This window comes from Streptomyces sp. NPDC048416 (assembly GCF_043200435.1).
In the GTDB taxonomy this organism is placed as follows: Bacteria; Actinomycetota; Actinomycetes; order Streptomycetales; family Streptomycetaceae; genus Streptomyces.
In genome coordinates this window covers 62,608-75,408 of record NZ_JBICXU010000035.1, presented here as the reverse complement: position 1 = coordinate 75,408, position 12,801 = coordinate 62,608, and the positions used below count along the sequence as shown (strand labels likewise).

Genomic DNA, 12,801 nt, shown 5'->3' with positions numbered 1-12,801 from the left:
AAGCTAAGCCTTTCAGCGCCGATGGTACTGCAGGGGGGACCCTGTGGGAGAGTAGGACGCCGCCGAACAAATTGTGGGGAAAGCCCCGCACCAGACCGTAGAAATACGGTCACGGTGCGGGGCTTTTTCGCGTTCAGGGTCCTCCGGTTTTGGGTTTTCGGCTGCCCCCGTGCCGGTTTTTGGTCTGCGCGGGGGACAGCGGAAGGGGCGTGTACTTCCTCCTGCCTCCCCACACAGACTCTTACAGGCGGCCCGCCGCCTTGAGTTCGAGGTAGGCGTCGGCCAGGGCGGGAGCCAGTTCGTCCGGGGTGGCGTCCACGACGGTGACTCCATGGCGCATCAGTTTCTCGGCGGTGCGTCGGCGTTGCTGCTGGGCCTGGCTGGCTGCCGCGGAGTCGTAGACCGCGTCGATGTCGCCTCGACCGGCCGCCATGCGCTGGATGTGGGGGTCGGCCACCGACGCCACCACAACCGTGTGTCGCTTGGTGAGCCGAGGGAGGACGGGAAGCAGACCTTCTTCGGTCGCCGCCGTGTCCAGGCTGGTCAAGAGGACGACGAGGGACCGGCGTGGGGCGTGGGTCAGGGCCGCTGCGCTGAGGCCACGGGCGTCCGTCTCCACCAGAGAGGGCTCCAGTGGGGCCATGGCGTTCACGAGTGCCGGCAGAAGATCGCCTGCGGCGCGCCCTTGGACCTGGGCCCGGACCAGGCGGTCGTATGCGAGGAGGTCGACGCGGTCGCCCGCTCGGGAAGCGAGGGCCGCGAGCAGCAGACCGGCGTCCATGGCGGCGTCGAGTCGGGGCACGTCACCGGCGCGGCCTGCCGACGTACGGCCCGTGTCCAGGACGACGAGGACGTGGCGGTCGCGCTCGGGGCGCCAGGTGCGCAGGGCGACGTTCCCCTGACGAGCCGTGGCACGCCAGTCGATCGAGCGGGTGTCGTCGCCCGGTACGTACTCGCGGAGGCTGTCGAACTCGGTGCCTTCGCCACGGGTCAACACACTGGTGCGGCCGTCGAGTTCGCGGAGCCGGGCCAGCCGGGACGGCAGGTGCTTACGACTCGTGAACGGCGGCAGGACGCGTACGGACCACGGCACCTCGTGGCTGCCCTGGCGGGCGGCCAGGCCGAGCGGCCCGTATGAGCGGACCGTGACGCGGTCGGCGTGCCGGTCGCCGCGGCGGGTCGGCCGCAGCACGGTGGTCAGACGGTTTCGTTCGCCGGCCGGCGCCGTGAACCGGTGCCGAGAGGCGGCCTGTTCGGCATCGGCGGCCCAACTGCTGGGCGGCCAGGCGTCCCTGAGCTGGGCGCGGAGCCGACGGTTCGACGGGTTGGTGACGGTGAGGCTGACCTCTGCCTTGTCACCGAGTCGAACGGACGTATCACCACTTCGAGTGAACTGGAGCTTTCGCACTGGCGCGGCGCAGGTGTAGTCGCACAGAATTGCGAGTGCAAGGGGGGCGTTGACCGCCAGCATGCCGGCCCAACCCGGGGCGAAGACGCCCACCGGGATGGAACCGAGGGCGGCCAAGAGGGCGGAGCGTCCGGTGAGAGCCATGGCGTCGCCTCAGCGGGGCACGGGGACGTGGGCGAGTACCGAGGTGATGACGGAGTCGGCGGTGACGCCCTCCATCTCGGCCTCGGGGCGAAGTTGGATGCGGTGGCGAAGCGTAGGAAGTGCCAGGGCCTTCACATCGTCGGGGATGACGTAGTCCCGGCCGGTGAGCCAGGCCCAGGCCCGGGCGGTGGAGAGCAGGGCGGTGGCGCCTCGGGGGGACACACCGAGGCTGAGCGAGGGGGATTCACGCGTGGCACGACAGATATCGACGACATAACCGGTGATCTCGGCCGAGACGGAGGTCTTGGCCACGGCGGCCCGTGCTGCTTCGAGGTCGGCGGGGCCGGCCACCGGGCGTATGCCGGCCGCCTTCAGGTCGCGGGGGTTGAAGCCGCTCGCGTGGCGGGACAGCACACCTATCTCGTCCTGGCGTGAGGGCAGAGGGACCGTCAACTTCAGTAGGAAGCGGTCCAATTGGGCCTCGGGCAGGGGGTACGTGCCTTCGTACTCGACGGGGTTCTGGGTGGCGGCCACCAGGAACGGGTCGGGCAGGAGGCGCGGAGTCCCGTCGACGGTGACCTGGCGCTCCTCCATGGCTTCGAGCAGGGACGACTGGGTCTTGGGCGGCGTCCGGTTGATCTCGTCCGCGAGCAGCAGATTGGTGAAGACAGGGCCGGTCTGGAAGGAGAACTCTGCGGTGCGGGCGTCGTAGATCAGGGAGCCGGTGACGTCGCTCGGCATGAGATCGGGGGTGAACTGGACGCGCTTGGTGTCGAGTTCCAGGGAGGCTGCGAGTGCGCGCACCAGGAGAGTCTTCGCGACGCCCGGCACCCCTTCGAGCAGCACGTGGCCACGGCAGAGGAGGGCGACGACGAGGCCCGTGACGACGGAGTCCTGGCCGACCACGGCCTTGGAGATCTCGGCGCGCAGGGCTTCGAGGGAAGCGCGGGCGCTGTCCGGGGTCGCTGCGGTCTCCGGGGTGCGGTCGCTCATGAAGTGCGTACCTCTCTTTCGAGGGCGTCCAGTTCGTCCGCGAGGCGGACAAGTGCGGTGTCGTTGGCCGGTGTCGGGCCGAAGAGCAGGGAAAGGGGGTCGTGGCCGGCCGCGGGAAGCCTGGCGGAGACGGCTGGTACGAGGACGTCGGGGGAGTGCGCCGCCGAGGCGGCCACGCCGAGGAGGGGAGCGAGGCGGCTTCGGGCGGCCGCTCGGAGATGCGCGGCGGCGCGGTCGCGGGCGTTGGCCTTGCGGTAGAGGCGGGCTCGTCCCTCGGTCGCCTCGGACGCGCGGATGGCGACCGGGAGGTGTTCGGTGACGAGGGGGCCGAGACGGCGGGCGCGCCACACCGCGGCGAGCCCGGCGGCCAGAGCGAGTTGCAAGGTGGCCCAGCGCCATCCGGAGGGGATCAGGTCGAAGAAGGAACGTCGGCCGCCATCGGTGGCGGACGCGTCGTCCAGCGAGGGGAGGTACCAGACCAGATGGTGTCGCGTGCCGAGCAGTTGAAGGGCGAGAGAGGCATTGCCCTCTTCGTCGAGACGGTGGTTGAAGAGGATGTCGGGGGCGCCGAGCAGCACGGTGTCGCCCTGGGCTTCGGCGGGGACGGTCAGCAGCGTGGGGAGGCCGCCTGCCGGGTAACAGCCGCCGCTGTTCTCGTCGCGGGCCGCGTAGCGGATGCCGCCGGTGTCGGCGCGGCCCGCTCGCAGTGCGGCTCCCTGGGCGCAGCCGGGTTCGCGCGGTTCGACGAGGGCGGGGCGCTCGGCGCGTACGCCGGGGGCGAGGACGTCCAGGGAGGCGGAACCCGGGGCGATGAGGACGGTACGGCCGCCGGAGTCGGCGGCGGCGCGCAGCCGGCGCTGTTGGCTCTCGGTCAGGAGGTCGGGGACCGTTATCAGGAGAGTGGTGTCGGGGCCTGCGGCTGCCGTCGCTTCGTCGAGCGTGGTGACCACGCGGGTGGAGACGCCCTGGCCCTTGAGGAGTTGGGCGACGGCGCGGCTGCCGTACTGGTCGGCGGAGCGCGGGTCGAGACTGCCGTGCTGGGAGTCGGAGTGCAGGGCTGCGAGAGCGATGCCGCCCGCGATCAGGACGACGAGGGCGAGGAGGAGGCCGCGGGTCCGGGTCCACAGGTGTCGGGGCGTGGCCGACGTGGAGGTGGGGGCGGCCGTGGTCGCGGTCATCCGGCGGCTCCTGGGACCGCGCCGCTCAGCGCGGGCTTGGTGCGTTCCAGATCCTTGTCGAGGTCGCGCAGTCGTACATACGACGCTTCGTCGGCGGTGCGGCCGCCATATGTGACGTCGTCGAACGCCCGGGCGGCCGCCCGCAGCCGGTCCGCGTGGCCGGGCAGGGGGCGGCCCGCTTCGGCGGCGGCCTCGTCGGCGGTGCGGCCGGGGCGGGGATCGAGGAGGGCGCGCTCCTCCAGGGAGCGGACGATGGCGCGCATCCGTTCCTGGACGGCCTCGTTCCAGCGGTGCGCGGTGGCGTGTGTCTCGGCTGCGGCGCGATGCTCGCCGGCGCTGCGCGGGCGGTCGTCGAAGACGCTGCCGCCCGACAGGACGGGCCGTTGCGGTGTGCCGAGCCGCCACCACAGCGCGGCGATCAGCGCGAGGACGACGAGCGCGATCACGATCAGGCCGAGCGGACCGCCCGGCGTGGCCCCGGATGCCGAGTCGAAGAGCGAGCCGACCCAGTTCCAGAACTTGTTCAGGGCACGCTGGAGCAGGCTCGGGTCGTTCTGGTGGTACGCCGGATCGGACAGTTCGCGCCGGGCAGCCTCGCGGGCCGCGTCACGCGGAATGTCAACCGGCGGGCCGCCGGACGGGCCGTTGAGCAGTCGTGCCGTCATGAAGCCCCCCGCTCCTGACACTGCATCAGCTCCCGGGCGTCTGGTGGCCGGGAACGCCTGCGGCGCGGGCCAGTTCGAGGTCGAGGGCTTCACGACGGATGCGCTGGTCGATGTAGAGCAGGGCCGTGACACCGCCGAGGAAGGGGTAGGTGATCGCCGCTGCGATCACGCCGCCGATGCCGGAGATGATCAGGTAGGTCCAGCCGAAGTCGGGGGTGGTGCCGTGGAGGATGTCGGTGAAGGTGCTGCTGTCCACCGCCATCGCGATCGCGGTGAAGGGCAACGCGATGATCATCGCGACGATCCCGGCCAGGAGCCACGCCAGCAGGGTGATGCCGAAGATGCGCCACCAGGAACCATTGGTCAGCTTGGCGGAACGGCGCACGGACTGGACGATGCCCTGCCGTTCGAGCACCAGCGCCGGGCCGGCGAAGGTGAAGCGGATGTACAGCCAGAGCGTGACCACGAACGCGGCGAGCGCGCCGAGCGCTGCCAGCGCGGCGCCGCCACCGCCTCCCAGGAGCGCCCCGGGGAGGATGCCGACGGCGGTGATCGCGCCGAGCATGACGACCAGCAGGACGAGCAGACCGGCCAGGCTCAGCAGGCGGGGGCGGGCCTCGGTCCAGGCAGCGCCCAGGGTCACGGGGCGGCCCAGGACCGAGCGGCTGACCACCAGGGCGAGGACGGCCGTCGTGAACAGGGTGGCGAGCTGGCCGACGATCACGGAAGGCACCAGGTCGAGCAGGCTGGACTGCATCGAGTCGAAGGCCTGGTTGAGGGCTTCGGTGCCCGTGGCGTTCGGGTCGACGGTGGCCGGGGTCGGCAGGATGAAGCGGGTGGCCAGGAGCTGGAAGGTCTGCGCGACGACCGCGACGGCCAGCGTGAGACCCAGAACGGTGCGCCAGTGGGCGCGCGCGGTGGACACGGCACCGTCAAGGATCTCGCCCAGCCCCAGCGGGCGCAGCGGGATGACGCCCGGCTTGGCGGCGGGCGGGCGGCCGTAGTTCTGGTTCCAGTTGCCGCCCGGAGGCTGTCCCGGCACCTGCCCCCATCCGGAGTGCCACTGCTGAGGTCCGGGCCGGCCAGGGGCCTGCGGCGGTGCCTGTCCGGGGCCCGGCGAGGACCACTGGGCGGCCGGCGGCTGCTCCTGGGACCACTTCGAGGAGGCGTGGGCACGCTCGGAGGGCTCGGGTACCGGGGGCGTGCCGGAGTTCTCGCCGTCGGAGGGGGCCGATCCGGGCGAGGCCCAGCCCGGAGAGTCGTTCACGGTCGTCCACCTCGTGGGTTGGTCGCGGGACCGGCTGCGCGCGCCGGCTCCTTCGGGTTGGCTGCCATCGTGCCATGTGGATCCAGGCCATGGACCGGCCCCCGTATCTCGTTCGCACCTTCATTTGTCGGTGGCTCACGGGGCAGACTGGGCAGATGGCTGATCAGGACGTGCGAACGACCATGGGGCCCGGTCCTTCGGGGATACCTTCGCTGCGCTGGGACGAGCCGCCGGAGGGCCCCGTGCTGGTCCTCCTGGACCAGACCCGGCTGCCCGCCGAGGAGGTGGAGCTGGTCTGCACGGATGTGCCCGGGCTGGTGCGGGCCATCCAGACACTGGCGGTACGAGGGGCCCCGCTGCTCGGTATCGCCGGGGCCTACGGGGTGGCGCTGGCCGCGGCGCGGGGCTACGACGTGGACGAGGCGGCCACTCACCTCGCCGGGGCGCGGCCCACCGCGGTCAACCTCGGGTACGGGGTGCGGCTGGCGGCCGGGGCGTACCGGGCGGCGGCCGAGAAGGGCGCCGAGCCGGCGGAGGCCGGGGCGGCGGCGCTGGCCGCGGCCAAGGAACTGCACCGGCTGGATGCCGAAGGCAGTGTGCGGATGGCCCGGCACGGGCTGGCTCTGCTCGACGAGCTGCTGCCGGGCGGCAGTCACCGCATCCTCACCCACTGCAACACCGGCCGGCTGGTCTCCGGCGGGGAGGGCACCGCGTTCGCGGTCGCGCTGGCCGCGCACCGGGCGGGGCGCCTGCGGCGGCTGTGGGTGGACGAGACGCGGCCGCTGCTCCAGGGCGCGCGGCTGACGGCGTACGAAGCCGCGGGAAGCGGGATGGCGTACAGCCTGCTGAGTGACAATGCGGCCGGCTCGCTGTTCGCGGCCGGTGAGGTGGATGCTGTCCTCATCGGCGCCGACCGCATCGCCGCCGACGGCTCGGTGGCGAACAAGGTGGGAAGCTATCCCCTCGCCGTGCTCGCCAAGTACCACCACGTGCCGTTCATCGTGGTCGCACCGGTCACCACGGTGGACCTCCACACCCCCGACGGCGCTTCGATCGAGGTCGAGCAGCGTCCCGGCCAGGAGGTGACGGAGCTCACAGCGCCGCAGGTCCCGGGGGGCGGCTGGGGGTCCGGTTCCGGGCTTCCGGTGGCACCGCTGGGGACGCAGGCGTACAACCCCGCCTTCGATGTGACACCGCCGGAATTGGTCACGGCGATCGTCACGGAGGAGGGTGTGCTGTCCCCGGTGACAGGCGGCGGGCTGAGCGAGCTGTGTGCCAGGTCACGCCAGGTAACGATTAGCTAATGGGATGATGACGTTTATGAAGGGACGCGTCCTTGTCGTCGACGACGACACCGCACTGGCCGAGATGCTCGGCATTGTGTTGCGTGGAGAAGGTTTTGAGCCGTCGTTCGTAGCGGATGGCGACAAGGCACTGGCGGCATTCCGTGACGCCAAGCCCGACCTGGTGCTGCTCGATCTCATGCTGCCCGGACGGGACGGCATCGAGGTCTGCAGGCTGATCAGGGCCGAGTCGGGTGTGCCGATCGTCATGCTCACCGCCAAGAGCGACACCGTGGACGTGGTGGTCGGCCTGGAGTCAGGGGCCGACGACTACATCGTGAAGCCGTTCAAGCCGAAGGAGCTGGTCGCCCGGATCCGGGCCCGGCTGCGCAGGTCGGAGGAGCCTGCACCGGAGCAGCTCGCCATCGGCGATCTGGTGATCGACGTGGCCGGGCACTCGGTGAAGCGGGCGGGGCAGTCGATCGCACTGACCCCGCTGGAGTTCGACCTGCTGGTCGCGCTCGCCCGCAAGCCGTGGCAGGTGTTCACTCGAGAAGTACTCCTCGAACAGGTCTGGGGCTACCGCCACGCGGCGGACACCCGCCTGGTCAATGTGCATGTCCAGCGGCTGCGCTCGAAGGTCGAGAAGGACCCCGAGCGGCCGGAAATCGTGGTGACCGTCCGTGGGGTCGGTTACAAGGCAGGACCGAGCTGAGATGACCCAAGTGGCTGGGCGCAAGACGTCCTGGGGCGGCCGGTTGCTCCAGGACGGGGCGCCCGGCGGTCCGGTGCTGCGGCTCGTCGTGCGCTGGCTGCGGCGCCCGCTGCTGCCCGCGGCGCGGCTGTGGCGGCGCAACATCCAGCTGCGGGTGGTCGCGACCACCCTGCTGATGTCGCTCGGCGTGGTCCTGCTGCTCGGCTTCGTGGTGATCGGGGCGGTGCGCAACGGCCTCCTCGAAACCAAGGAGAAGGCGGCCGAGAGCCAGTCCGCCGGAGGATTCGCGGTGGCGAAGGACAAGGCAGGCTCCCCCGTCTCGTCCGGCACCGACGACTCGGCGCCGGGCGGCCGCGGCTCCGGCTCATCGGTGAGCTGGCGCAACGACCTGGTGACCCAGCTCGCCAGCAGTGGCCAGGGCGCCTTCTACGTCGTCGCCCTCGGCTCGGCCTCGTCCGACTCGGCGTCCAGCAACCGGGGACCGCGCGCCTCCGGGTTCGTCGACCCCCGGGCGAGTGTTCCGCAGAGCCTGCGGGACGACGTCGACGAGGGCACCGGCGCGTTCAAGACGTACACCTCGATCAAGTTCACCGACGGCCAGGAGGCCGAGCCCGGGCTCGTGGTGGGGACCCGGCTCAAGGACGTCGACGGGCAGTCCTACCAGCTCTACTACCTCTTCCCGCTGGTGCAGGAGGAGAAGTCCCTCACCCTGGTCAAGACGACCCTGGCGACCGCCGGCCTCTTCGTCGTGGTGCTGCTCGGCGCGATCGCCTGGCTCGTGGTGCGGCAGGTGGTGACGCCGGTCAGGATGGCGGCCGGAGTCGCCGAACGGCTCTCCACGGGCGTGCTCAGAGAGCGCATGAAGGTCACCGGCGAGGACGACATCGCCCGCCTCGGCGAAGCCTTCAACAAGATGGCGCAGAACCTCCAGATCAAGATCAACCAGCTGGAGGAGCTGTCGCGGATGCAGCGGCGCTTCGTGTCCGACGTGTCGCACGAGCTGCGCACACCCCTGACGACCGTGCGGATGGCAGCCGACGTCATCCATGAGGCGCGGGTCGACTTCGACCCCGTCACGGCACGCTCGGCCGAGCTGCTTGCCGGACAGCTCGACCGGTTCGAGTCACTGCTTGCCGATCTCCTGGAGATCAGCCGGTTCGACGCGGGCGCCGCGGCCCTGGAGGCAGAGCCGATAGACCTGCGGGAGGTCGTGCGCCGGGTCATCGAGGGCGCCGAGCCGCTGGCCGAACGCAAGGGCACGCGCATACGCGTGGCAGGCGACGAACAGCCCGTGGTCGCCGAGGCCGACGCCCGCCGGGTCGAGCGGGTGCTGCGCAACCTGGTCGTCAACGCCGTGGAGCACGGCGAGGGCCGGGATGTCGTGGTGCGCCTGGCGGCGGCCGGCGGCGCCGTAGCCGTCGCCGTGCGGGACTACGGCGTGGGGCTCAAACCCGGCGAGGCGACCCGGGTGTTCAACCGCTTCTGGCGGGCCGACCCGGCCCGCGCCCGTACGACCGGCGGGACGGGCCTCGGCCTGTCGATCGCCGTCGAGGACGCCAGGCTGCACGGCGGCTGGCTCCAGGCCTGGGGCGAGCCGGGCGGCGGCTCCCAGTTCCGGCTGACCCTGCCGCGCACCGCGGACGAGCCGCTGCGTGGATCGCCGATACCCCTGGAGCCGGAGGATTCGCGGGCCGCCCGCGAACGGGCCAAGGCCGGGGCACCCGCGGCCGGGCAGGCGCAGGGCAACCGCCTGGCGACCGTGCCGACGCCGCGCCTCGACCGTTCGACGCTGCCGGTGCCGCCCACGGCCCCGGCGCGCCCGCGTACCTCGGGCCCCGCGGCCAGCCCCGCGGGGCTGCCCGGAGGGGACGGGGGCCGGGTGGTGGCACGGTTCGGCGAGGCGGAGCCGGGACCACGGACAGGTGCGGAGCGCAGCGACGGTACGGCGGGCCCGGAGCGGCCGGCCAAGGCGAGTGAGCAGGAAGGATCGGCCCGTGGGCGCTGACCGGGGGAGGGCCCGCGGCAAGCTGCTGGGGCCGGTGGTGGTGCTGGGCTGCGGCTCGCTTCTGGTGTCGGGTTGCGCGTCCATGCCGAGCAGCGGCGATGTCCACTCGGTCTCGGCGTCCCAGCGGGCCGACTCGCAGGTGCAGGTGTACGCGGTGCCGCCGCGGCCCGGCGCCGGGCCCAGCGAGATCGTCGCGGGCTTCCTTGAGGCGATGACCAGCGACGATCCCCAGTTCGCGATGGCCCGCCAGTATCTGACCGTGAAGGCCGCCAAGGACTGGCAGGCCAATCAGGTCACCGTGCTGGCCGACGGCCCCGACCCCCAGCCGAACAGATCCGGCGACCGGGACGCGGACTCCAGCGGTTTCACGTTCACGGTCTCCGGGAAACCCGTCGCCGTCGTCGACAAGCAGCGCGCCTACCAGCCGGCCAAGCCGCAGGACACGTACACGCAGACCATCCACCTGGTGCGGCAGAGCGGGCCGGACGGGTCGGGCAGGGAGTGGCGCATCGACGCGCTGCCGCAGGGCCTGCTGCTCGGGCAGTCCGACTTCCAGCGCATCTACCGCTCCGTCAACAAGTACTACTTCGCGGCCGGGCAGGACCGCCTCGTCGCCGATCCGGTGTATGTGCGCCAGCGCACCGACCCCGAGACACAGATGAACCTCATCACGCAGACGGTGCAGTCGGTCCTTGACGGGCCGACGAACTGGCTGAAACCGGTGGTCGCTTCGAAGTTTCCCTCGGGAACGTCGCTGAAGAGCGACACCAAGTCCCTCGCCCTCGACGACCGCAATGCGTTGAAGGTCCCGTTGAACGAGCGCGCCTCCAACGCCGGTGAGGCGCAGTGCAAGCGGATGGCGGCCCAGCTCCTGTTCACCCTGCGGGATCTGACGACGACTCGGGTCGGCTCGGTGGAGCTCGACCGCGCCAATGGCTCCCAGCTGTGTGTGCTCAGCGGCGACCAGGCCGAGACGTACGCTCCCGACCGCATGGCGACAAGTCCCGGCCAGTACTTCGTGGACGCCGGCGGCCATGTGGAACGCATGCGGGCCGACACCGGTTCGGACAACGCGGGCGGCAGCGTGGACGGGGCGAGCGGTGCGGACGGCTCGGACTCCTCGGTGGTCACCGAGCCGGTGCAGGGCCCGTTCGGCAAGGGCGAGCAGCAGGTGCGTACGGTCGCGGTCTCGCGGGACGAGAAGCGCGCGGCCGGGGTGTCGGCGGACGGCAAGTCGCTGTTCGTGGCCCCGCTCGCAGCCGGTGGGGAGCTGGCGCGGACGTCGGTGACCAGCGCCGACAAGGATACGAACGGTGGCCTTTCGGCGCCCAGTTGGGACGGCAGGGGCGACCTGTGGGTGGCCGACCGCGACGCGGCCAAGCCGCGGCTGCTGCGTCTCGTGCAGGGCGCGGGGGACCCCGAGACGGTCGACGTCGCCGGGCTCAACGGTGCGCGCATCCAGCAGGTGCGGATGTCCGCGGACGGGGTGCGGGCCGCGCTGCTCGTGGCCGACGGCGGGCGCACGACGCTGCGGATCGGCCGGGTCGAGCGCGGTGTCGAGGCCGGCAGGAGCGTGGTCTCCGTGGTCGAACTGCGGCCCGCGGCGCCTCAGATGGAGGACGTGACGGCCGTGTCCTGGGCCGGGCGCAGTCGGCTCGTGGTGGTCGGCAAGGAGGCCGGCGGGGTCTCGCAGCAGCTGCGTTATGTGCAGACGGACGGGTCCACCTCGGCGGCCGGCACCCTGCCGAGCGTCAACAAGGTCACGGACGTCGCGGCCACCGACGACGACCGGATGCCTCTGGTGGCGCACTCGCAGGAAGACGGCATCGTCCGGCTGCCGCCGGGCGCGAACTGGAAGACGGCGGTCAAGAAGGGCTCGGCACCGGCCTATCCCGGCTAGCGCGTGCACGGTGCGGTTCGGTGACCGCCCATCCGGCTGGGCACGCAAGTTCGGTGACCGCTCATCCCGGGTGGGCCCGGACGTGCCGTTCGGCTGACCGATCGGTGGCCCCGGCCGGCCGGTGCGCTCAAGTGGGGGGCCGGTGACCGTCTGTTGTGGCTCGTGCACGCACGTGGCCAGAGGCGTGGGCCGGTTGTCCACAGGGGTGGCGGCGGGGCGTGGCCCTGGGCACAGTGGGGGTATGCGGGGGTGGTGGCGGGAGTTCTCCGGCCTTGTGCTGCCGACCGCGTGCGGCGGCTGCGGCAGACAGCGTACGGCGCTGTGCGAGCGGTGCCGGGCGGCACTGCTGGACGCCCGGGTGCGCCGGGTGCGCCCGGCACCGGAGCCTGTCGGGCTGCCCGTGGTGTACGCGGCGGCGCGGTACGAGGACGCGGTGCGCGCGGTGCTGCTCGGACACAAGGAGCGGGGCGCCCTCGGCCTGGCCGGGGTGCTCGGGCAGGCGCTCGCGGGTGCGGTGCGGGCGGTCGCCGGGCCGTGCGGCCAGGAGCCGTTGCTGTTGGTCCCGGTGCCGTCGTCGCGGCGTGCGGTGCGGGCCCGTGGGCACGACGCGACCCGCCGGATGGCGCTCGCGGCCGCCGGGGAACTGCGGCGGGCCGGGAGGGACGCCCGGGTCGTCACGGTCCTGCACCAGCGCCGCGCGGTCGCCGACCAGGCGGGGCTCAGCGCCCCGCAGAGGCTCGCGAATCTGTCCGGCGCCCTGATGGTGGCGGGCGGCGGTGCGCGGCTCCTGACGGGCGGCCGGGTGGTCCTGGTGGACGACCTGATGACCACGGGTGCCTCGCTCGTGGAGGCGGCACGGGCCGTCCGCGCCGCCTGGATACGGGAACCCGGTAGGGGTTCACGACGAGATGGATGCCTCAGGCAGGGAATTCCGGGATTTTCACCGGCGGAGGCGGCGCATCATCGGCGGAGATCCGGGGAGGCGATGAGCGATGCGGGACTTCCGCCCCTGCGGGCGGCGGTGGTCGCGGCCACTCCGGAATCGTTCGCGATAAACCGGAACTGACCGCGAACTTGCATCGTTGCAGGTAGTGAGAGGACGGAAACACCTGACTGGGGGTACGTGCCGGTAGCGGGTGCCGACATCGCGTCGGTCGAGCTATGTTCGGTTGTGAGGAATGGCGAAAGCCCGTTCACTTAATGCACGACTGAGCTTCGGCGCGTTTTCACTTACCCCCGACGT

General features: G+C 71.9%; 10 protein-coding genes. 5 read left to right on the top strand and 5 right to left on the bottom strand.

Annotation, left to right across the window (positions count from 1 at the left end; genetic code table 11):
• Positions 1 to 241: 241 nt before the first annotated feature.
• The 5 genes from ACGFW5_RS30840 to ACGFW5_RS30820 are packed head-to-tail and all read right to left on the bottom strand — an operon-like array spanning position 242 to position 5,655.
• Entirely contained in the window at positions 242 to 1,552 is a 1,311-nt protein-coding gene (locus ACGFW5_RS30840) for a DUF58 domain-containing protein (protein WP_393837607.1), read from the bottom strand.
• Positions 1,553 to 1,561: 9 nt separating this feature from the next.
• Positions 1,562 to 2,545, bottom strand: a complete 984-nt coding sequence (locus ACGFW5_RS30835) for an AAA family ATPase (protein ID WP_393837606.1) — start codon at positions 2,543 to 2,545, stop codon at positions 1,562 to 1,564.
• Positions 2,542 to 3,723 carry a DUF4350 domain-containing protein gene (locus ACGFW5_RS30830; RefSeq protein WP_393837605.1) on the bottom strand — a complete coding sequence of 394 codons (1,182 nt, stop codon included), beginning with the start codon at positions 3,721 to 3,723 and terminating at the stop codon, positions 2,542 to 2,544. Before ACGFW5_RS30830 ends, ACGFW5_RS30835 begins: the two co-directional genes overlap by 4 nt.
• Positions 3,720 to 4,409, bottom strand: a complete 690-nt coding sequence (locus ACGFW5_RS30825) for a DUF4129 domain-containing protein (RefSeq protein WP_393837604.1) — start codon at positions 4,407 to 4,409, stop codon at positions 3,720 to 3,722. The genes ACGFW5_RS30830 and ACGFW5_RS30825 overlap by 4 nt, the downstream gene beginning before the upstream one ends.
• Positions 4,410 to 4,413: 4 nt before the next feature.
• Positions 4,414 to 5,655 carry a glycerophosphoryl diester phosphodiesterase membrane domain-containing protein gene (locus tag ACGFW5_RS30820; RefSeq protein ID WP_393837603.1) on the bottom strand — a complete coding sequence of 414 codons (1,242 nt, stop codon included), beginning with the start codon at positions 5,653 to 5,655 and terminating at the stop codon, positions 4,414 to 4,416.
• Positions 5,656 to 5,810: 155 nt separating this feature from the next.
• Here ACGFW5_RS30820 and mtnA point away from each other — a divergent pair, with 155 nt between their 5' ends.
• From mtnA to ACGFW5_RS30795, 5 genes are all read left to right on the top strand, one after another.
• On the top strand, positions 5,811 to 6,959 hold the full coding sequence (gene mtnA, locus ACGFW5_RS30815; protein ID WP_393837602.1) for an S-methyl-5-thioribose-1-phosphate isomerase: 1,149 nt from the start codon (positions 5,811 to 5,813) through the stop codon (positions 6,957 to 6,959).
• Between the two features lie 4 nt (positions 6,960 to 6,963).
• Positions 6,964 to 7,653, top strand: a complete 690-nt coding sequence (gene mtrA, locus ACGFW5_RS30810) for a two-component system response regulator MtrA (RefSeq protein ID WP_393837601.1) — start codon at positions 6,964 to 6,966, stop codon at positions 7,651 to 7,653.
• Position 7,654: 1 nt separating this feature from the next.
• Positions 7,655 to 9,658 (top strand): MtrAB system histidine kinase MtrB, encoded by a 2,004-nt coding sequence (gene mtrB, locus ACGFW5_RS30805; RefSeq protein WP_393837600.1) that lies wholly within the window; start codon positions 7,655 to 7,657, stop codon positions 9,656 to 9,658.
• The gene (locus ACGFW5_RS30800) at positions 9,648 to 11,558 is read left to right on the top strand and encodes an LpqB family beta-propeller domain-containing protein (RefSeq protein WP_393837599.1); all 1,911 of its coding nucleotides are present in this window, start codon (positions 9,648 to 9,650) and stop codon (positions 11,556 to 11,558) included. Before mtrB ends, ACGFW5_RS30800 begins: the two co-directional genes overlap by 11 nt.
• Positions 11,559 to 11,799: 241 nt before the next feature.
• On the top strand, positions 11,800 to 12,624 hold the full coding sequence (locus ACGFW5_RS30795) for a ComF family protein (RefSeq protein ID WP_393837598.1): 825 nt from the start codon (positions 11,800 to 11,802) through the stop codon (positions 12,622 to 12,624).
• Positions 12,625 to 12,801: the final 177 nt, after the last annotated feature.